Annotated in this window: 20 protein-coding genes and 2 pseudogenes; 13 read left to right on the top strand and 9 right to left on the bottom strand. The window is 61.5% G+C overall.

The window, feature by feature from the left end:
• Positions 1-69 precede the first annotated feature (69 nt).
• The 8 genes from NXC14_RS16190 to NXC14_RS33035 all read left to right on the top strand — a co-directional run bounded on the left by NXC14_RS16190 (position 70) and on the right by NXC14_RS33035 (position 4,586).
• Positions 70-777 carry a DUF1045 domain-containing protein gene (locus tag NXC14_RS16190; RefSeq protein ID WP_085779001.1) on the top strand — a complete coding sequence of 236 codons (708 nt, stop codon included), beginning with the start codon at positions 70-72 and terminating at the stop codon, positions 775-777.
• 114 nt (positions 778-891) lie between these two features.
• A complete protein-coding gene (gene puuE, locus NXC14_RS16185) occupies positions 892-1,815 on the top strand; it encodes an allantoinase PuuE (protein ID WP_085779000.1) in 924 nt (307 codons plus the stop codon).
• Positions 1,815-2,315: a 2-oxo-4-hydroxy-4-carboxy-5-ureidoimidazoline decarboxylase gene (gene uraD, locus NXC14_RS16180; RefSeq protein WP_085778999.1), complete on the top strand. Its 501-nt coding sequence runs from the start codon at positions 1,815-1,817 to the stop codon at positions 2,313-2,315. The genes puuE and uraD overlap by 1 nt, the downstream gene beginning before the upstream one ends.
• On the top strand, positions 2,312-2,674 hold the full coding sequence (locus NXC14_RS16175) for a HepT-like ribonuclease domain-containing protein (RefSeq protein ID WP_085778998.1): 363 nt from the start codon (positions 2,312-2,314) through the stop codon (positions 2,672-2,674). The genes uraD and NXC14_RS16175 overlap by 4 nt, the downstream gene beginning before the upstream one ends.
• A 5-nt stretch (positions 2,675-2,679) precedes the next feature.
• Positions 2,680-3,180, top strand: a complete 501-nt coding sequence (locus tag NXC14_RS16170) for an ureidoglycolate lyase (RefSeq protein WP_085780151.1) — start codon at positions 2,680-2,682, stop codon at positions 3,178-3,180.
• Positions 3,177-3,533 (top strand): hydroxyisourate hydrolase, encoded by a 357-nt coding sequence (gene uraH / locus NXC14_RS16165; RefSeq protein WP_085778997.1) that lies wholly within the window; start codon positions 3,177-3,179, stop codon positions 3,531-3,533. Before NXC14_RS16170 ends, uraH begins: the two co-directional genes overlap by 4 nt.
• Positions 3,534-4,274 (top strand): metallophosphoesterase family protein, encoded by a 741-nt coding sequence (locus NXC14_RS16160; protein WP_085778996.1) that lies wholly within the window; start codon positions 3,534-3,536, stop codon positions 4,272-4,274. It abuts the gene before it with no gap.
• Positions 4,275-4,331: 57 nt separating this feature from the next.
• Positions 4,332-4,586, top strand: coding sequence for a hypothetical protein (locus tag NXC14_RS33035; protein WP_198175458.1), 255 nt, complete (start codon positions 4,332-4,334; stop codon positions 4,584-4,586).
• Between the two features lie 28 nt (positions 4,587-4,614).
• Here the strand turns inward: NXC14_RS33035 and NXC14_RS16155 are convergent, their stop codons facing one another.
• Entirely contained in the window at positions 4,615-5,226 is a 612-nt protein-coding gene (locus NXC14_RS16155; protein ID WP_085778995.1) for a CDP-alcohol phosphatidyltransferase family protein, read from the bottom strand.
• A gap of 202 nt (positions 5,227-5,428) precedes the next feature.
• Here NXC14_RS16155 and NXC14_RS16150 point away from each other — a divergent pair, with 202 nt between their 5' ends.
• The 3 genes and pseudogenes from NXC14_RS16150 (at position 5,429) to NXC14_RS16140 (ending at position 8,991) form a co-directional block, all read left to right on the top strand.
• Positions 5,429-7,213, top strand: a complete 1,785-nt coding sequence (locus NXC14_RS16150; protein WP_085778994.1) for a bifunctional alpha/beta hydrolase/class I SAM-dependent methyltransferase — start codon at positions 5,429-5,431, stop codon at positions 7,211-7,213.
• 53 nt (positions 7,214-7,266) lie between these two features.
• Positions 7,267-8,553, top strand: a complete 1,287-nt coding sequence (locus NXC14_RS16145; protein ID WP_157131414.1) for a phosphatase PAP2/dual specificity phosphatase family protein — start codon at positions 7,267-7,269, stop codon at positions 8,551-8,553.
• Positions 8,550-8,991 (top strand): annotated as a pseudogene (locus NXC14_RS16140) (hypothetical protein). The gene NXC14_RS16145 and the pseudogene NXC14_RS16140 overlap by 4 nt, the downstream one beginning before the upstream one ends.
• Before the next feature lie 69 nt (positions 8,992-9,060).
• Here the strand turns inward: NXC14_RS16140 and NXC14_RS16135 are convergent.
• The 3 genes from NXC14_RS16135 to NXC14_RS16125 all read right to left on the bottom strand — a co-directional run bounded on the left by NXC14_RS16135 (position 9,061) and on the right by NXC14_RS16125 (position 12,876).
• Complete coding sequence (locus tag NXC14_RS16135; protein ID WP_085778992.1) at positions 9,061-10,203, bottom strand: alpha-hydroxy acid oxidase; 1,143 nt, start codon at positions 10,201-10,203, stop codon at positions 9,061-9,063.
• 124 nt (positions 10,204-10,327) lie between these two features.
• Entirely contained in the window at positions 10,328-11,635 is a 1,308-nt protein-coding gene (guaD, locus tag NXC14_RS16130; protein WP_085778991.1) for a guanine deaminase, read from the bottom strand.
• Complete coding sequence (locus tag NXC14_RS16125) at positions 11,632-12,876, bottom strand: urate hydroxylase PuuD (RefSeq protein WP_085778990.1); 1,245 nt, start codon at positions 12,874-12,876, stop codon at positions 11,632-11,634. Before NXC14_RS16125 ends, guaD begins: the two co-directional genes overlap by 4 nt.
• A gap of 352 nt (positions 12,877-13,228) precedes the next feature.
• Between NXC14_RS16125 and NXC14_RS16120 the strand changes: the two genes are divergently transcribed.
• Positions 13,229-13,561 (top strand): hypothetical protein, encoded by a 333-nt coding sequence (locus tag NXC14_RS16120; RefSeq protein WP_085778989.1) that lies wholly within the window; start codon positions 13,229-13,231, stop codon positions 13,559-13,561.
• Positions 13,562-13,615: 54 nt separating this feature from the next.
• On the opposite strand, the gene gcvA is transcribed toward NXC14_RS16120, so the two are convergent.
• Positions 13,616-14,512, bottom strand: coding sequence for a transcriptional regulator GcvA (gcvA, locus tag NXC14_RS16115; RefSeq protein ID WP_085778988.1), 897 nt, complete (start codon positions 14,510-14,512; stop codon positions 13,616-13,618).
• A gap of 101 nt (positions 14,513-14,613) precedes the next feature.
• On the opposite strand from gcvA, the gene NXC14_RS16110 reads away from it, so the two are divergent.
• Positions 14,614-14,817: a hypothetical protein gene (locus NXC14_RS16110; RefSeq protein WP_085778987.1), complete on the top strand. Its 204-nt coding sequence runs from the start codon at positions 14,614-14,616 to the stop codon at positions 14,815-14,817.
• Here the strand turns inward: NXC14_RS16110 and xdhC are convergent.
• The 4 genes and pseudogenes from xdhC to xdhA all read right to left on the bottom strand — a co-directional run bounded on the left by xdhC (position 14,793) and on the right by xdhA (position 20,293).
• Complete coding sequence (xdhC, locus tag NXC14_RS16105) at positions 14,793-15,608, bottom strand: xanthine dehydrogenase accessory protein XdhC (RefSeq protein WP_085778986.1); 816 nt, start codon at positions 15,606-15,608, stop codon at positions 14,793-14,795. The two genes, NXC14_RS16110 and xdhC, sit on opposite strands and share 25 nt — an antisense overlap.
• A 295-nt stretch (positions 15,609-15,903) precedes the next feature.
• Positions 15,904-16,269, bottom strand: a pseudogene (locus tag NXC14_RS16100) (DUF559 domain-containing protein); the annotation flags it as partial.
• A gap of 24 nt (positions 16,270-16,293) precedes the next feature.
• Positions 16,294-18,633: a xanthine dehydrogenase molybdopterin binding subunit gene (xdhB, locus tag NXC14_RS16095; RefSeq protein ID WP_085780150.1), complete on the bottom strand. Its 2,340-nt coding sequence runs from the start codon at positions 18,631-18,633 to the stop codon at positions 16,294-16,296.
• A gap of 196 nt (positions 18,634-18,829) precedes the next feature.
• Complete coding sequence (xdhA, locus tag NXC14_RS16090) at positions 18,830-20,293, bottom strand: xanthine dehydrogenase small subunit (protein ID WP_085778985.1); 1,464 nt, start codon at positions 20,291-20,293, stop codon at positions 18,830-18,832.
• Between the last annotated feature and the right edge of the window lie 4 nt (positions 20,294-20,297).

Below are 20,297 nucleotides of genomic sequence, written 5' to 3'. Positions count from 1 at the left end.
CACCTATCTGCTTGCGCATCGGCAGCGCCGGATTTTCCCGGCGCTCACTTCCTTCATGGAGGAAATTGCATGCGCTATGCCATTTGCTTCACGCCTCCGGCGAGCGACCCCTTGTCGCTCGTGGCCGCTAATTGGCTTGGCCGAAACGTGTTTTCAGGCGATATGGTGGAGCCTCCGGCCGTCCGCGGCCTCGGCATTCATGAGATCGCCTTTTATACTGCGGTGCCGCGGCGCTATGGTTTTCACGGCGTTCTGAAAGCGCCTTTTCGCCTCTCCGCCGAGACGTCCGAATCGCAACTCCTGCGCGATCTCATGCGTTTTGCCGGAACATATGCTCCCTTCCAGATCCCAGGTCTCGAAATCGCCCGGCTCGGCAATTTCTACAGCCTGGTGCCGAGCGCCCCCTGTGAGCGGATCCAGTATCTGGCTTCGGCGATCGTTCAGGAGTTCGATCGTTTCCGGGCGCCGCTGAGTGAAGCCGATATCGAACGCAGCGATCCCGACGGATTGTCGGCGGCGCAATTCGCTAATCTGCATCGTTGGGGCAATCCCTATGTGATGGAGGAGTTCCGCTTCCATATGCCGGTGACAGGCCCCATCCACACGATCGACATGCCCCGCATCGAGCCAGTGCTGGGAACGATCTTCGAGCCCGTCTTGAGGGAGCCGGTGATCGTTTCGAATGTCGCTTTGATGATCGAGGAGGGCACTGGCGGTCCCTTCCGCGTTCACTCGCTCCACCCGATGGGCAAGGTCAGCGCGCGCAGGATCGCCTGAGCAGATGTCGATCTAACCGGTTGTTTTAAAAAGAGAAATGCTCCTGTGCAGTTTCCGTCTCGACATTCCGGCTGCGGATGATACCGTTCCTTCGTCTTTTCAGAAGGTGATTTGATGGTATCCGAGACCTACCCGCGCAATCTCGTCGGCTACGGGCGTCAGACGCCCGATCCGAAGTGGCCGGGCGACGCCCGCGTCGCCGTGCAGTTCGTCATCAATTACGAGGAGGGCGGCGAAAGCTGCATCCTCGAAGGCGATCCGGCTTCCGAAAACCTGCTGTCGGAGATTGTCGGTGCGGCGGCCTGGCCGGGGCAGCGCAATCTCAACATGGAATCGATCTACGAGTATGGTTCGCGCGCCGGGTTCTGGCGGCTCTGGCGGATGTTCACGGGTCTCAAGGTGCAGGCGACCGTCTATGGCGTGACGCTGGCGATGGCGCGCAACCCCGAAGCCGTCGCGGCCATGAAGGAGGCCGGTTGGGAGATCGCCAGCCACGGTTATCGCTGGCTGGAATACAAGGATTTCCCCGAGGATCTCGAGCGCAAGCATATCCTCGAAGCCGTGCGCCTGCACACCGAACTCACCGGCGAGCGGCCTTTCGGGATGTATCAGGGAAAGCCTTCCGACAACACGCTGCGACTGGTGCAGGAAGAGGGCGGTTTCCTCTATTCCTCCGATTCCTATGCCGACGACCTGCCTTATTGGGTGAAGGGCGTCGACGGGAAACCCTTCCTGATCATCCCCTATACGCTCGAAACCAATGACATGCGATTTGCCACACCGCAGGGTTTCAATGCCGGCGACCAGTTCTTCACCTATCTCAAGGACGCTTTCGACACGCTTTACGAGGAAGGCAAGGACGGCAGCCCGAAGATGATGTCGGTCGGCCTGCATTGCCGCCTCGTCGGGCGTCCGGGCCGGGCAGCCTCTCTGAAGCGCTTCATCGAATATGTGTTGAAGCATGACAAGGTCTGGATTCCGCGCCGCATCGAAATCGCCGAGCACTGGCACAAGAATCATCAGCCGGATGCGCTCTGATGTTGTCGCGCGAGGATTTCGTTTCCCGCTTCGGCGGCGTCTTCGAGCATTCGCCTTTCATCGCCGAACGCGCCTATGACGCCGGGGGTCTGAGGGAGCCTTTGACGGCATCAGGCGTGCATGCGGCTCTTGCCGCCGTCTTCCGTGCAGCGAGCCGGGAGGAGCGTCTCGGCGTGCTGCGTGCCCATCCCGATCTTGCCGGGCGTCTGGCGATAGCGGGCGAACTCACGGAGGACAGCCGCAAGGAGCAGGCCGGCGCCGGTCTCGATCGGTTGAGCCCGGCCGAACATGCCCGCTTCACCGAACTTAATGCAGCCTATGTCGAAAAATTCGGCTTTCCCTTCATCATCGCCGTCAGAGGGCTCGACAAGGACGATATCCTTTCGGCCTTCGAAAGGCGGATCGGCAATGACCTGGATGAAGAATTCGCGACCGCCACGACACAGGTCGAACGGATCGCGCTGCTGCGCCTGACATCGATGTTGCCGGAGGGCAAATGAGCGAGCCTCGTGCTATCGACTATCTCAATGAAATGCAGAAGGCGGCAGCCGAAGCACTATACTTCGTGGGCGGAATGGATGAGGCGGCCTTCGCCGAGGATAATCTCACCTTCAAGGCGGTCGCCTTCTGCCACTTCACTATCGGCGCGGCTGCTTCCCGACTGCTCGTAGCCCATCCGGAATTCGCAACCGAGCATCCCACTCTGCCGTGGACGAAAATCTGCGGAACCGGCAACCGTATCCTGGAAGACGTCTTCGCTCTCGATCCCTCGGACATCTGGGATGCAACCTATCGCACGCTGCCGGAACTTCTCGTCGAGATCGACGCTATTCGTCACTGGCACGCCGAAGGTGAGTGAACCCGTTGGCTGATTTTCTCGATATCCGCCCGCTTACCAGATCGGCCTTTGCTCCTTTCGGCGAAGTGATCGAAGCCGATCCAGCCTCGATGCGGCTCATCAACGGCGGCACGACCGAACGCTTCCATGCGCTGGCCACGGCGGAGGCGGCGGGCGAGGGCGCGCGCGTCATCATCAATCTCTTTCGCGGCCAGCCGCGCAGCTTCCCTTATAACGTCGACATGATGGAACGCCATCCCTTCGGGAGCCAGAGTTTCTCGCCGATCTCCGGCCGCCCATTCCTCGTCGTCGTCTCCGAGGACGAGGGCGGACGTCCGGGCAGGCCGCAGGTGTTTTTCGCGCGCGGAGACCAGGGTGTGAACTACCGCCGCAATGTCTGGCATCATCCGCTGATGGCGCTCGGCCAAACCTCCGATTTCCTGGTCGTCGACCGCGACGGCCCTGGCAATAATCTGGAGGAATTCTTCTTCGACCCCCCCTATGTCATCAAAGAGCCAGGCCCATGACCGGACTGACGACACATGTGCTCGACACCGCCCTTGGCAAGCCCGCCAATGGGCTCAGGATCGATCTTTTCCAGCTCGACGGCGAGATCCGCAGACATCTGAAAACGGTGGAGACCAATGCGGACGGCCGAGTCGACGGTGGCCCGATCCTTGCGGGCGAAAATTTTCACGTAGGCATCTACGAGCTGGTCTTCCACGCCGGCGAGTATCTCAGGGCCTGCGGCACGCCGCTGCCGCATCCGGCCTTCCTGGATCTCGTGCCGATCCGCTTCGGCATCGCCGATGTCACGGCGCATTACCATGTGCCGCTCCTGCTTTCGCCTTACGGCTATTCAACCTATCGCGGCAGCTAAATGAGGTTTGCTGCGATCGCCGATATTCACGGCAACCATCTTGCACTCGAGGCGGTGCTTGCAGATATCCGGGCTCAGGGCATCGAGGACGTCGTCAATCTCGGCGATTTCTTCAGCGGGCCGCTGGAGGCAGGCCGAACGGCTGACCTGCTGACGCCTCTCGGGCTGACCTCGGTTCGGGGCAATCACGACCGCTATCTGATCGAGCAGTATCCCGCCTCTATGCATGCCTCGGATGCTGCCGCCTACCGGCAGCTGACGCCGTCCCACCTCGAGTGGCTGCGGGCTCTACCGTTCGATGCTGTCTATCGCGGCGAGGCCTATCTCTGCCACGCGACGCCGAAAGACGACAATCTCTATTGGCTGGAGTCGGTCTCGCCGCAGGGGCAAGTCTTCTTGAAGCCGATCGAAGCGATAGAGGCGCTCGCCGAAGGCATCGACCTGCCGCTGATCCTCTGCGGACACAGCCACATTCCCCACGCCGTCCGCCTCTCGGACGGCCGGCTGATCGTCAATCCCGGAAGTGTCGGCTGTCCGGCCTATGACGATGTGCTGCCCTACTACCACAAGGTAGAAGCCGGCCATCCGCTGTCGAGCTATGCCATTTTGGAAAAGACGGCGGCCGGATGGATGTGGCAGTTCCGGACCGTCGCCTACAACCATATGGCGATGTCGGCACTGGCCGCCGAAAGGGGTCGTGCCGACTGGGCGAGCGCGCTGGCGACAGGCTGGGTGCGATAGCCCGGACCTGCCTGCGCTGCGATCAATCCTTCTCGGGTGCCTGAGGGGCGATCGTCTTTGCAGGAGCCGCGGCCGGTGCCGCCGGTTTTGCCGGAGTGGCAGGCGGGATTGCCTGCTTTGCCGGCGCCGCTGCTGAAATTACCGGTTTTTGCGCCATCAAAATTTCGAAGGAGGATGAGATGGTGTTGTCGTCGTCAAAAGGCGGCCTCTGAGCTCAAGTCCGTTCGACTGGAGGTCGGCGCCGACGGTTTCCTGCACGGCCTTGACGAAGCCCATGCGCTGTTCCTGCAGCTTCCCGTCACGCACAAGTGAGAGAACCGGCAGTGGATCATATCCGCGTCTATCGGGCGGCCGTTTGCGCCTCGCGAATACCGGCGCTGATACGGTTGACGATGGTCCAGATAAGAAGAAGAGCCACCACCGCCCAAAACCACGAGGTCCATCCCGCAAACCCACCGCCAACTCCAACATAGGTGCCGAGCGAGCCGAAAAGCACCGCACGGTCGCTCTTGCCCAGCGGCCCGTCATAACGCCGGCTTGCCCCAACCGTTTGACCCAGGATGCCGGCAAATTCCGTCAGTGCCGAGAGGAATATGACAGCCATGACCGGCATCAGATCGTTCGGATCGATGAGCGCAAACGGGAAATAAAGGGCGGCATCCGACACGACGTCACCGATCTCGTTGAGATAGGCGCCCAAAATGCTCTTTTGCCCATGTTCGCGCGCGAGCATGCCGTCAATGGCATTGAGGCCCATGCGCAGTAGAAACCATACAGGCACCAGCAGGAACCAATGCGGAAGCGGGGCGACGCTCAGGAAAAGCCCAAGTGCAACCGAGACGGCGGCAGCAACTGAAGTCACCTGATTGGCGGTAACACCTCGTGCTGCAAGCGAGCGCACCAGGGGGCGAAGAATATTCTGAAACCGGGACTTCAATTGATAAACAGACATGCTACCTCAGTGGAATTTCGCGGCAATTGAACAGTCTATCCCGGCTGGGTCCGTGCGGATCATCGTAGCTGTGGGAAAGCCCGCACTTCAAATCGGCTCACCCAAAGGACTTATCATTTGCAGCTAGACTTTTGCAATGAAAGCAACTCACTGTTGCCCGCAATAGATGCAACCTATCCAGTGATCAGAATTGGAGACGACCGTGCTGCAGACTACCGACAGCGAGCAACCCTCCTCGACGACCAGACCCATGCATGAATCCGAATTCGCATCGCATGACGGGACTCGACTGTTTTATCGGACGTGGCCTGCGACCGGTGCTTCACCGAAGGGCGCCATCATTCTTCTCCATCGCGGCCACGAGCATAGCGGCCGCGTCGCCCATCTCGCCACCGAGCTCGGCCTCGATGATTTTGCCTTCTACGCCTGGGACGCGCGCGGTCACGGACGTTCGCCGGGAGAGCGCGGTTATTCGCCATCCTTCGCTGCCTCGGCGCGTGATCTCGATTGCTTCGTCCGCCATGTCAGCGAGACCAGCGGTACTGCGGTCGAAGACATCGCCGTCATTGCGCAGAGCGTCGGCGCCGTCCTTGCCGCCACCTGGGTGCACGACTATGCGCCGCCGATCCGCGCGCTGGTGCTGGCCTCACCGGCCTTCAGCGTCAAGCTCTATGTGCCTTTCGCCAAGGAAGGCATTGCGCTCTGGGAAAAGTTCAAGGGGACATTCTTCGTCAATTCTTACGTCAAGGCGAAGTTTCTGACGCATGATCCCGAGCGCATTGCCTCTTTTGAATCCGATCCGTTGATCACGCGGCCGATTGCCTCCAACATTCTGCTGCAGCTCTACGAGGCGGCGGCCCGCATCGTCAACGACGCCCGCGCCATCACCGTGCCGACCCAGCTGCTGATCTCCGGCAGCGACTGGGTGGTACGGCACGCGCCGCAGCATCGGTTTTACGAAAACCTCGGCAGCCGCATCAAGGAACGGCACGTGTTTGCCGGCTTCTACCACGACACGCTCGGCGAAAAGGACCGCGCGATTGCGCTCGCCGAAATCCGCCGCTTTATCGATGCGCGTTTCGCTGAGCCGCGGGCGCCTGCCGACCTGCGCACCGCCCATATCCAGGGCTATACCAAGGACGAAGCCGACCGGCTCGCGAGCCCGTTGGATGCGACATCCGCACGCGGCATCTACTGGGCGCTCAGCCGCCTTAACATCCGGATCGGGGCGCTGGTGTCCGCAGGCATAAGGACCGGGGCGAAGACCGGTTTCGATTCCGGCTCGACGCTCGATTACGTCTACGAAAACAAGCCCCGCGGGCTCGGTCCCGGCGGGCGGTTGATCGACCGGGTGTTCCTCGAGGCGGTCGGCTGGCGCGGTATCAGGCAGCGCAAGCTGCATTTGCAGGAACTGATCGACCACGGGCTGCAGCGCCTGAAAGCCGCCGGCCGCAGCACTCATATGCTCGACATAGCGGCCGGGCACGGGCGATATGTCCTTGATGCTATCGAGACCGCTGCAGTGCGTCCCGATAGCGTGCGGCTGCAGGATTATTCCCTCATCAACGTCGAGGCCGGCCGCAACAGCATCGCCGCGCGCGGCCTCAGTGATTTTGTGAGCTTCCGCCAGCAGGATGCCTTTGACGGCGAGGGGCTGGCCGCAATCAGGCCGGCTCCGGACCTCGCGATCGTCTCCGGCCTGTATGAGCTGTTTTCCGACAATCAGATGATCGCCGCTTCGCTCGAGGGGATCGCCCGCGCGATGCAGCCCGGCGGTCTGCTCGTCTACACCAACCAGCCATGGCATCCACAGCTGGAGATGATTGCCCGCGCGCTCACCTCTCATCGCGGCGGTCAGGCATGGGTGATGCGGCGGCGCACGCAAGAGGAAATGGACCAGCTGGTCGCCGCAGCCGGTTTCCGCAAGATCGAACAGCGCATTGACCAGTGGGGCATTTTCACCGTCTCGCTGGCGGAGAGAGTTTGAGGGCAACGCCGTTGGGGCAGGCACATTCTCCACTTTCCCGAACAGCGCCGGTCATGAAGCGGGCGGCGTGCTGGCTCGCCTTCCTGGCGCCGTTCTTCTATCTGACCTATGGCGGCGCCAACTGGCTGGCGTCGCAACGCGCTGATGTGCCGAACATTGCCTTCGCATGGGAAAGCGCCATTCCGTTCTTGGGATGGACGATCATTCCATATTGGTCGATCAATCTGTTCTACGGGCTCTGCCTGTTCATCAACACGACGCCGCGCGATGTGGATATGCTGGCAAGGCGTTATCTGACGATCCAGTTAATCGCAGTCGCCTGTTTTATCGCGTTTCCGCTCGAAGCAATCTTCGTGCGGCCGGCCACGAGCGGCCTGCCCGGTTTCATGTTTGCTGTCCTCGGTGGCTTCGACAAGCCGTTCAACCAGGCGCCGTCGCTGCATATCGCGCTGCTGGTGGTGATCTGGGACCATCTGCGCGGCCGGCTGCCGCGCAGGGCCCGGCTTGTCTGGCACTGCTGGTGCTTCCTCATCGGCGCCTCCGTGCTGACGACGTGGCAGCATCACGTCATGGACATACCGACCGGCGTGCTGCTCGGTCTGTTTGCCGCCTGGCTTTTCCCACGCGATGCCGGTTCGCCTCTTGCCAATTTTGCGTTGAGCGACGACCCGAAGTCGCGCCGTCTCGGCATCTATTATCTGTGCGGTGCTCTCGCATTTCTCGGCCTTGCAGCGCTCTTTACTCCTCTGTCGGCCGCAGCGCTTCTGTTGCTCTGGCCGGCGGTTGCGCTGGCGATCGTCGCAGCCGGATATCTCGGCGCCGGCCCGCAGATATTCCTGAAACGCGCCGATGGCCGGGCCGCACTTGCCAGCCGCTGGCTACTGGCGCCCTACCGGCTCGGCGTCGTCGTCAATGTTTGGCTCTGGACACGCAAAATACCGGCATCCGTGATGATCGTTGACGGTGTCCATCTCGGCCGTTTTCCGCGCCGCCACGAGGCCGACCATTTCGCCACGGTGATCGACATCACCGGCGAGTTTCAGCGCCCAAGCGGGACATCAAGGCGCTGGTGCAGTTTTCCCACCCTCGATCTGACAGGCCCCGACGAGATCCAGACGCGAGCCGCGGCGAACCTCATCGAGATTGCGCGCCACCAGGGACCGGTCCTCGTCTGCTGTGCGCTCGGTTTCCAGCGGAGCGCCGGCGTCATCGTGCGGTGGCTGCTCGTCAGCCGACGTTGCGAAACTCCAGCAGAAGCGCTGCGGCTGATCGAAAGGGCAGGGCGGCGTGTTCATCTGCCCGAGGAAAGCATCCATGCCGTGACGGAGGGCTTGCAATGACGCAATGGAATGCCAAGGCCTCGGCGGCTGCGCGAAATCTCGGCCGCAATTCAATCGTCTGTGGGCTGACAGCGCTGTTGCCGCTGATTTTCGGCCCGATCACTCAGGGATATCGAGGTTTCGCTCCAGCATTCGGCTGGCTCTTGATGCTCGTCTTCTGCGGGATCGTGCTCGCGCTGGCGATCCATCTCCTTTTCGATGCGCTGTTGTTTCGCCTCGCGTCGAGCCATGAGACAGAGGCCGCCGGTCTTGCCGCCGTCGACGACCTGCTCTCCCGAATGCAGCTGCGCAAGCCTGACGGGACATCGCCTGGCCTCGAGAGGCGGATTGCCGGATCGCGCCGCATCGTGGTGGCGGCAGCGTTTGGCTCTCGCCATCTGTCTCGCGATTTTTGCGATCCTGCTTTTCACCGCGGGTGACGGCCGGCCGCTGTGCTGAATCGCATGCCGTTGCGCAGATCGAAGATCTTGCCGACCCATCGGGGCGTTCAGCCAGTGCCGACTTCTCTCAGCCGCGCTCCGATATGATCGACGCATCCACGTCGTTGATGTCGCGCTTGCCGCAGAGGGCCATCGTGATGTCCATCTCTTTGCGGATGATGTCGAGCGCCAGCGTGACGCCTTCCTTGCCCATGGCGCCAAGCCCGTAGAGGAAGGGGCGGCCGATATAGGTGCCCTTCGCGCCGAGCGCCACGGCCTTCAGCACGTCCTGGCCAGAGCGGATGCCGCCGTCGAGATGAACCTCGATGCGGTCGCCCACGGCGTCGACGATCGAAGACAGCATGCTGATCGAGGAGGGGGCGCCGTCGAGCTGACGGCCGCCATGATTGGAAACGATGATCGCATCGGCGCCGGTATCGGCGGCGGCCTTCGCGTCTTCGGGATCGAGGATGCCTTTGATGATCAGCGGGCCGCCCCATTGCTCCTTGATCCAGGCGATATCAGCCCAGGACAGCCGTGGATCGAATTGCTCGTTCGCAAACTTGGGCACGGAGGCAACGTTGGCGACGTTCTTGGCATGGCCGACGATATTGCCGAAGTACCGGCGCTTCGTCTGCAGCATATCAAGGCACCAGAGGGGCCGGGTTGCCATCTGCCAGATATGTTTCGCGGTCAATTTCGGTGGGGCCGAGAGACCGTTGCGCAGGTCCTTATGGCGCTGGCCGAGGATCTGCAGGTCGGCGGTCAGCACCAGCGCGGAGCATTTCGCCGCCTTGGCGCGACGGATGAGGTCGAGGACGAAATCCTTGTCCCTCATCACGTAGAGCTGGAACCAGAAGGGACGTGTGGTCACTGAGGCAACATCCTCGATCGAGCAGATGCTCATCGTCGAGAGCGTGAAGGGAACACCGAATTCTTCCGCCGCCCGCGCCGCCAGCATTTCGCCATCGGCATGCTGCATCCCGGTCATGCCGGTCGGTGCGAGCGCTACCGGCATCGATACTTTCTGGCCGATCATCGTCGTTTCGAGCGTGCGGTCGCTCATGTCGACCAGCACGCGCTGGCGCAGCTTGATCTGACCGAAATCGCTTTCATTCGCCCGATAGGTGGATTCCGTCCAGGCGCCTGAATCCGCATAGTCGAAAAACATTTTCGGCACGCGGCGCTGCGCGAGTTTTTTCAGATCGTCGATGGTGAGCGGAGTTGCCATGAATCGAACCTTCTACAGGTTTAAATGCGACCATCGCCCATAACATGAATCCCAAAAGAAGGGTTACGGGAAACGTCCGCCTCAGACGGTCTTCACTGTACCTCGTTGGGGGGAACCGATATCGTCAAAGCCCTGTTTTCAAGGCAATGCCGGAAACGTAGGTCTCGGCGATCGCTCTGTCGTCGCCCATCGTCTGAAGCAGGAAGAGTTCCTCGGGCAGGGTCTTTACCGTTTCCATCTTCAGCGCCATGGCCGGGGTCGCGGCCGCGTCGAGGACGACGAGGTCCGCTTCGGTGCCGGGGTCCAGCGTGCCGATCCGGTCGGCGAGCGACAGCGCCTCGGCATTGCCGCGCGTCATCAGGTAATAGCTTTCCAGCGGGTTCAGCCGCTCGCCGAGCAGCTGCTGGATCTTGTAGGCCTCGTCCATTGTTTTCAGCATCGAATAGCTGGAGCCGCCGCCGATATCGGTTGCGACACCGATGCGGACCGGGTTTTGGCGCCGCGTCAGCGCCTTCAGCGGAAAGAGACCGGAGCCGAGGAAGAGGTTTGAGGTCGGGCAATGGACGGCGACGGCGCCGGCGTCGCTCATGACATCGGCCTCGCGTTCGGACAGGTGGATGGCGTGGCCGAAGAGACTCTTCGGCCCGAGCAGACCGTAGCGGGCGTAAATGTCGGTATAGTCGATCGCCTCGGGATAGAGCTCGCAGGTGAATTTAATCTCGTCGGGGTTTTCCGAAAGATGCGTCTGGATGTGAAGATCGGGAAATTCGCGGGCGAGCGCCGACGTAGCCTCCATCTGCGCCGGCGTCGACGTGATGGCGAAGCGCGGGGTGATGGCGACGTGGTTGCGGCCCTTGCCGTGCCAGTCCGCTATCACCTGGCGGGTCTCGTCATAACCCATCTCAGGCGTGTCGAGCAGGCCCTGGGGGGCGTTGCGGTCCATCATCACCTTGCCGCCGACCATGCGCATATTGCGCTTCATCGCCTCGGCGAAGAAGGCGTCGGCCGAGGTCTTGTGCACGGAGCAATAGGCGACCGCCGTCGTCGTGCCGTGGCGTATCAGCTCGTCGTAGAAATGTGTGGCGATCCTTTGCGCATGCGCACTTTCGACGAAGCGGCATTCCTCGGGGAAAGTGTAGGTATTCAGCCATTCGAGCAGGTTGGCTGCATAGGAGGCGATCACCTGCATCTGCGGAAAATGCAGATGCATGTCGATGAAGCCGGGCAGGATCAGATGCGGACGATGGTCGATCTCGGCCACACCAGCGGCTGCCTTTGCCTTGATGTCGGTATAGGAGCCGACTGCGGCGATCAGCCCGTCCTCGATCAGCAGGCCACCGTCTTCCTCGTAGAGATAACTCTGGCTGTCGGCGAGACTCAGCGGCGCGCGATGGAAAGAGAGGAGGCGGCCGCGGAGAAGTGTCGTCGTCATTGTTTCTTGCCTTCGACTGCGCTTTCGAACCAGGCGACGAGCAGCCTGCGTTCGTCCGGGGTAATATCGGTAACGTTGCCGGGCGGCATGGCATGGCTGCGGCCTGCCTGTATATAGATTTCTCGGGCATGGGCGGCAATTTCCTCGTCGTTTTCGAGCATCACGCCTTTCGGCGGCCGCACGACGCCTTCATAGGCGGGCTCGGCCGCATGGCACATGGAACAGCGTGTCGAGACCAGTTGCTTGACGGCCGGAAAATGCGGATCTCCGGCGAATTTCTGGAAGGCCGGCGCCACTGCCGTCGCATGCGCATCTGTCTCGCCGGTCAGCAGCTTTGGCGCCGTCGAAAGCCACATGATCAGGATGAAGAGGATGACGGTAACGATCCAGGTCCAGGTTGGGCGGCCTTTCCTCGCATGGGTGGTGTTGAACCAGTGGCGGATGGTGACGCCCATCAGGAAGACCAGCGCCGCAATCACCCAGTTGAACGCCGTGCCGAAGGCCAGCGGATAATGGTTCGACAGCATGAAGAAGATGACGGGCAGCGTCAGGTAGTTGTTGTGGAGCGAGCGCTGCTTGGCGATCTGCCCGTATTTCGGATCGGGCGTGCGCCCGGCGATGAGGTCGGCGACGACGATCTTCTGGTTCGGGATGATGATCATGAAGACGTTCGCCGACATGATCGTCGCGGTAAAGGCGCCGAGATGCAGGAAGGCGGCGCGCCCCGTGAAGAGCTGCGTATAACCCCAGGCCATGAAGACCAGCACCACATAGAGCACTGCCATCAGCCCCCAGGTGTTGCGGCCAAGCGGGGATTTGCACAGCAGGTCATAGACGATCCAGCCGAAGGCCAGCGACGCCAACGAGATCAGGATCGCGACGGGCGGACTGATATCGAGGACGTGGCGATCGATGAGAAACAGGTCGGCGCCGCCATAATAGACGATGCAGAGCATGAGGAAGCCGGAGATCCAGGTGAAATAGCTCTCATATTTGAACCATGTCAGGTGTTCCGGCATCTGAGCGGGCGCCACCAGATATTTCTGGATATGATAGAAGCCGCCGCCATGAACCTGCCATTCCTCGCCATAGGCGCCGGGCGGCAGATGCGGGCGTTTCACCAGTCCCAGATCGAGTGCGATGAAATAGAAGGATGATCCAATCCAGGCGATCGCGGTGACGACATGGAACCAGCGGGCCGCGAAGGCGAGCCATTCCCATGCTATGGCATATTCATACATCGAGTTCCCCTATCTTCCTCCGACTCGCGACATTGCGGAAATTTTGGCGGGGAGGAAAGAGGAGAATGATGAACCGCACAGGCCCTTCGCAAGGCGGCGGGCCGGGGCGGGGCGCTGGCAGTCGCCATTGGTTTCGCCTATGTCGGCGACCGCTGACGCATCGCCGATCTGTCGTCCCGTGCCTAAAAGCTGCCGAGAAGGCCATGCATTATGACTGTCTCATACTGGATTGGCAAAGATTTGCCGATCTTGAAACTATGATGAGCAGATACAGTTAGGTTTGCAGGCCGCCGGCATGAAATAAAAAGAAACGTTAGATATCGGCGGCGCATTCATCGACGGAGAGATGCCCATGCGCAGCATTCTGACGTGTGTGATGATGGCATACGCATCGTTGGCGACGGCTCACGACGCACCTTCGGGGTGGAGTTATGACCCCTATTGTTGCAATGGCGACAGTCATAATGGCGATTGCCAGATGATTCCGTCGAAAAGCGTGGCGGTGACACCAAACGGATATCGTGTGACGCTGATGCCGGGCGACCACCGGCTGGTCACGCATGCTCACGTCTTTCTGCTGCCGATGACGAAGGCAATGCAGTCCGGCGATGGTGATTATCACCTCTGTCTGTTTCCCAACGAGAACACGCCGCGCTGCTTCTATGCGCCGGAAATGGGGTTTTGAAGCCGAACCTAGCAAGGCCTATTCAGCCTGATTGGATCTGATCTGTTTGCCGGATCAGTTTCCGGCGGCTTTCATCTCTTCCAGGATCCAGTTGCGGAAGGCCTTGATCTTCGGCACGTTGCGGCGATTTTCGGGATAGGCGAGCCAGTAGGCCTTGCCGTCGCTGCGGGTCAGGTCGAAAGGCTGATAGAGCCGGCCGAGCGCGATCTCCGCCTCATAGAAGGCGGGGTGGAGGATGGCGACGCCGTGACCGGCGATCGCCGCGTCGGCTTCCATCGCCTGAGAGCCCAACTGATTGCGCGGGCGCCGATCGAGATCCGTATCGGTAACGCCGGCAGCTTCGAACCATTGCTTCCACCAGATGTCGCCGGCGTCGAAAAGGTCGAATTTCAGGAGATCGCGCGGCTCCTTAATGCCGCCTGCCGATTCCGCCAGCTTCGGGCTCAGCATCGGCGTGAACTCCAGGCCCATCAACCGGTGCAGCGCGAGCCCCGGCCAGTTGCCGTCGCCCCAGCGGATGCCGACGTCGATCTGTTCGCGGGCGAAGTCGATGATGTCGGAGGTCGCCTGAAACCGCACCGCGATCGCCGGATGCTTCAAATGGAAGGAGCCGAGGCGGGGCGCCAGCCATTTCGAGGCGAAGGTATGGGTCGAGCTGATGGCGAGCGTGCCTTCGACGCTGTCGCGCGCCGTTGCCATCGCATCATGCAGCATGGCAAAGGCCTCGGTCACCTTCGGGGCCAGCCGCTCGCCGGTCTCCGTCAGCGCGATCTGGCGGGGACGGCGCAGGAAGAGCGGCTCGCCGACATTCTCCTCCAGGAGCTTGATCTGATAGCTGACGGCCGTCTGCGTCATGCCGAGCTCATCACCTGCCCTGGTGAAGCTGCCGAGCCGGGCTGCGGCTTCGAAGACGCGCAGCGCATTCAGCGGAAATTGCTTCGACAGTTTCATGGATAAGTTCTCTTGATGCAGGCAGACGATCGTTCGATTGGAATAGCAGCATTTTTAGCGGCAAGCTGCAACTCATACCATCAATCTGATGAGGTGACGTCATGGATTGCCAAGCTATCGAAGAGAGCCGGCCGCAACGGAATAGCAGTTTTTTCCTGCGTCTTGCCAGTTGGCTGGCGGGAAGCGCCAATCGCTTCTGCCGTTTGCCGCGGCTCGACCTTTCCGCCACGCCAGACCGCGTCAAGCGCGACCTTGGTTTCCTCGACGGCCGCGATCCCTATTATGAAGACGAGCGCATGCGGTAGGCTGCGAGTGCCGTCAGGATTTCGGCGGCCGTCATCGCGGCGATCACTTCCGGGCGCTTATCCCTGACGGCCGAACCGCCGATCGGCAGCGTCAGCCGCTCTATCCAGGCGTGGTCGCCGCCGGCCTCACGGGAAAGCCAGCTTGCGAAGGTGGCGCGTTTGGTCGCCGAGCCGATCATGCCGATATAGGCGAGGTCGGTTCTCTCAAGCGCCTCGCGGGCGATGAGGAAATCCAGCGCGTGGTCGTGGGTGAGGATGACGACCGCTCCGCCGGCGGAAATATCCTTCACCAACGCTTCCGGCATTGGCACGAGCCGGGTGTTGATTTCATCCGGAAGGTTAGCGAGCTCTTCCTGCCTCGTTTCGACGACAGTCACGGACAGCGGCAGCGGCGCAAGGGCCGACGCCAGCGCCCGGCCGACGTGGCCGGCGCCGAAGAGAAAGACCTCCGGCAGCCTGTCGATCTCGCCGGCAAGCCTTGCCTCGAGCTCATCCTTCAGCGCCTGCGTCAAGCGCCGAAACCGCAGTTGCGTGCGCCCGCCGCAACATTGGCCGATTTCGGGGCCGAGCGGGATGTCCATGGTAATCGCTCCGCCGGTTCCAGCCAGAATCTCACGCGCATTTGCAATTGCCATGAACTCGAACTGCCCGCCGCCGATCGTGCCCCAGAGGGCGTTCACCGAAACGAGCATGAAAGCGCTGGCCTCGCGCGGAGTGGAGCCTTGCGTGCCGGTGATGTCGACGAGGATTGCGTCGGGGTGGGCAGTGAGAAAGGTCGAGAGGTCAGTCATCAGGGATGGACCTCGCGACCTTGGGAGTATGCCGCGAAGACCCCCTCATCCAACCCTTCGGGCCACCTTGTCCCCGCTGGGGAGAAGAGGGAGATCGCCGCTTCGCCGTTGATCCCATCATCCGTTCTAAAAGGGCGCTCTCCGGTGCAACCGTTCGGACGGGCAGTGCGCGAGCGGCTTGCTCCCTCTTCTCCCCGGCGGGGAGAAGGTGGCCCGAAGGGTCGGATGAGGGGGCCTGATTCAAGTGCATTACGTTTTCACACCCTCGGAACGAACGATCGCAGGATAGAAGCGAAAGGATATCATTTCGCTGGAATATTCGCCCTTCAAGTGCCGTAAGGATCGTGTCGAGGACTGCTCTTCGCTCTCGGGTTATTTCGTGATTCCAAAATCGGAGGATCTGGTTTTGCCACAAGGTGCAAGCCATGTCAGACATATTGTCGGCATGTTGAAATCCATCGATTTCGACAATCAGTCGCTCTTCGCGACAGAGAAAATCGGCGATGTAGGTCGTCCCGAGCGGAGCTTGTCGCGTAAACTTATATCCGTTCAGCCGTCGATTTCGCAGATCGCCCCAAAGCCGATACTCCACTTCCGTTTCGGTTTGACGCAGTTTGAGGGCCTGACGAGTTTTGCCTGGACGTCTCTTCCTAATATCTTCGGGATCGGACACCTCAGCCGTCATCTACACCCGCTTCATCCGCTCCACCGCCATCAGCACCCGTTCCGGTGTCGCCGGCGCATCGAGTCTGGGGCAGACCTTATAATCGGCGACGCTAGCGGCCGCCATCGACAGGGCTTCCAGAACCGAGATCGCTAGCATGAAGGGCGGTTCGCCGACGGCCTTGGAGCGGCCGATCGTCGCTTCGGCATTCTCCGACCATTCGGCAAGCCGCACGTTGAAGATCTTCGGGCGGTCGGAGGCGAGCGGGATCTTATAGGTCGACGGGGCATGGGTGCGCAGCCGGCCCTTATCGTCCCACCAAAGTTCTTCTGTCGTCAGCCAGCCCAGGCCCTGCACGAATCCGCCCTCGACTTGGCCCATGTCGATCGCCGGATTCAGCGAACGGCCGACATCGTGGAGAATGTCAGTGCGGTCGATCAAATATTCGCCGGTCAGCGTATCGATCGAGACCTCGGTGCAGGCGGCGCCATAGGCGAAATAGTAGAAGGGGGTGCCGCGGCCGGCCTTGCGGTCCCAGTGGATCTTCGGCGTCTTGTAGAAGCCGGCGGCGGAAAGCTGGACACGGGCGAAATAGGCCTGCTTGATGAAATCTGGGAAGGGAATCTCGCTCTCGCCGACGCGCACGCGGTTCGGCAGGAAGACGATCTCGGAAGGCGCCACTTCCCATTTCTCCGCAGCGAAGCCTACCAGACGTTCCTTGATCTGGCGGGCGGCATCGAAGGCGGCCATGCCGTTCAGATCCGAGCCGGAAGAGGCGGCGGTGGCCGAGGTATTCGGCACTTTCGCCGTTGTCGTCGCTGTGATCTTCACGCGGTCGATGTCGACCTGGAAACTGTCGGCCAGCACCTGCGCCACCTTGGTATAGAGGCCCTGGCCCATTTCGGTCCCGCCATGGTTCAGGTGGATCGAGCCGTCCTGATAGACATGGACGAGGGCGCCGGCCTGGTTGAAGGCGGTCATCGTAAAGGAGATGCCGAATTTAACCGGCGTCAGCGCGATGCCTTTTCTGATGTAGCGGCTGTCGCGGTTGAAGCCGATGATGGCGTTGCGCCGCGCCCGGTAGTCGGCCGTTTCCTCCAGCTCTTCGACGACGCGGGCGATGATATTGTCCTCGACCTCCTGATGGTAGGGGGTCAGCGTGCGCCCGGAACCCGGCTGTCCGTAGAAATTCAGCTTGCGGATATCGAGCGGATCCTTGCCGAGGGCATAGGCTACCTCCTCGATGATGCGTTCGGCGCCGAGCATGCCCTGTGGCCCGCCGAACCCGCGGAAGGCGGTGTTGGAGACCGTGTGCGTCTTCAAGGGTTTCGACTGCAGATGCACATGCGGATAGAAATAGCTGGAATCGGCGTGGAAAAGAGCTCTGTCGGTCACCGGGCCCGAGAGATCGGAGGAAAAGCCGCAGCGGGCCGCATAAGTCGCATCGACGGCGTGGATACGACCTTCGGCGTCGAAGCCCACCTCGTAATCAACGAGGAAATCGTGGCGCTTGCCGGTGGCGCTCATATCTTCGTCGCGATCCGGACGGAATTTGACGGCGCGACCGAGCTTCTTGGCGGCGATCGCCGCGAGTGCGGCGAACTGGTTGCCTTGGGTTTCCTTGCCGCCGAAGCCGCCGCCCATGCGGCGCACATTGACGGTAACGGCGTTAGACGGGATATCCAGCACATGGCCAACGATGTGCTGGATCTCGCTCGGATGCTGTGTCGAGGACCAGACGGTGACCTCGTCATCTTCGCCGGGGATCGCCACGGCGATATGGCCTTCGAGATAAAAATGCTCCTGGCCGCCGATGCGCATCTGGCCCTTTAGCCGCATCGCGGCGTTCGACATTTCCGTTTCCGGCTCGCCGCGCTGCAGCGTCATCGGCGTAGTGACCAGCGGGCTGCCATTGGCAAGCGCGCCGTCGATATCGTGCCAGTGCGGCAGGTCACGATAGTCGATCTTGGCGAGCCGCGCGGCGCGGCGGGCGGCGTCGCGCGTTTCGGCGATGACGGCAAAGATCGGCTGGCCGTGGAACTGAACCAAAGTTTCGGCCAGCAGCGGTTCATCATGGCTGCCGTTGGAGCTGGTGTCGTTGACGCCGGGCACTTCCTTGCCGGTGAAGACCAAGACGACGCCGGGATAGGCGGCGACCGCGGAAAGATCGATGCTGAGGATTTCGGCATGCGCCCGGTCGGAGAGGCCGAGCGCGCCGTGCAGCAGGCCGGCGGGTTCGGGAATATCGTCGATGTAGTCGGCGGTTCCGGTGACGTGTTTGTGCGCGGAATCATGGCGCAGCGAGCCGTGCATGGGGCCGGAGATGACGACTTTAGGGTCCTCGAAGGTGGACTTGTCCATTAGATCAGTCCTCCGTGACCAGCCCTGTTCGCGCGGTGGCCCCTTATCCGGCTGCCGCCACCTTCTCCCCGTTCTGACGGGGAGAAGGGATATGCCGCACCGCCTCTTGCTCTCGCAAACATTGCGCGAGGCACGTTCCCTCTCCCCGCAAGCGGGGAGAGGGTTAGGGCGAGGGGCCAATTTGCGAAACAACCCATCATGCCACCTCCTCGAACCGCTTCAGTTCGGCCGGCGCCCCTACCGTTTCCAGATAGAACCGCGTCAACAAATTCTTCGCCGTCAGCTGGCGATATTCCGCCGTGGCGCGCCAGTCGGTGAGCGGCTGGAAATCGGCGTCGAAGGCGGGGCGGGTCGCCTCGATCGTTGCTTCCGTCCAAGGTTTGCCGATCAGTTCTCCCTCCACCGTACGAGCGCGTTTCGGCGTTGCAGCCATGCCACCGAAGGCGACACGGATGTCGGTGACCGTCTCGGCATCGTCAAGGGTCAGCAGGAAGGCGCCGAGCACGGCGGTGATGTCCTCGTCGCGGCGCTTGGTGATCTTGTAAGCCGCAAAGCGGCTGGCCTTGGGATAGGGCACGAAGACGCTTTCGACGAACTCGCCTGGCCTGCGGTCTTGTTTGCCATAGGCGATAAAGAAATCCTCGATCGGCATTTTGCGCTGGCCTTCCAGGGAGCGCAGCGTCAGCGTCGCACCGAGCGCGATCAGCGGCGGCGGGCTGTCGCCGATCGGCGAGCCGTTGGCGATGTTGCCGCCGATCGTGCCCATGTTGCGCACCTGCTCGCCACCGATACGGTCGATCAGCCGTCCGAGCGCCGGGATCTTTTTCGCGATCGCCGCAAAGGCGCCGGTATAGCTGACGCCGGCGCCAATGGTGACACCGTCCTCGTTTTCCGTGACCGACTGCAATTCGCTCAAGTGATTGATGAAAACGACGGGGCTCAGCCGGCGCATCTGCTTGGTCACCCAGAGGCCGACATCGGTCGAGCCGGCGACCACGATCGCATCAGGTTCCTGCGAGAGAACTTCAGCCAGCGCCTGGACCGAAGCAGGTACGATCAACCGGTCTTCGCCCTTGGCAATGCGGACGGTGTCGCTCGCCTGCATGGCCCAGAGCCGCGCGATGATTTCCGAACGCGCGCGCTCCAGCGGATCGAACAGCGCGCTCGGCCGCATCAGGCTCACCTGCTCGGCGGCCTTGACGATCGGCTCATAGCCAGTGCAGCGACAGAGATTGCCTTGCAATGCCTTTTCGATCTCGCGGCGGCTTGGTTTTTCCTTGGTCAGCCATAACCCGTAGAGCGACATGACGAAGCCCGGGGTGCAGAAGCCGCATTGCGAGCCGTGGCAATCGACCAGCGCCTGCTGCACCGGATGCAACGCGCCGTCCCGACCGGCCAGATGCTCGACCGTCACCACGTGCGTGGCGTGCAGCGAGCCGGTGAAACGGATGCAGGCATTGACGGATTCATAGGCAAGCTTGCCGTCGACGAGCCGGCCGACGAGCACGGTGCAGGCGCCGCAGTCGCCTTCCGCGCATCCCTCCTTGGTGCCGGTGAGGCGCCGCTTCAACCGCAGAAAATCGAGAAGCGTCTCGGTCGGCCCGACATCGGTGAGTTCGATGTCCTCGCCATTCAGGATGAAGCGAATGCTGTCGTTCATGGTA

This window comes from Rhizobium sp. NXC14 (assembly GCF_002117485.1).
GTDB lineage: Bacteria > Pseudomonadota > Alphaproteobacteria > Rhizobiales > Rhizobiaceae > Rhizobium.
The sequence above is the reverse complement of the archived record's forward strand: the minus strand, read 5'-3'. Positions and strand labels throughout refer to the sequence as shown.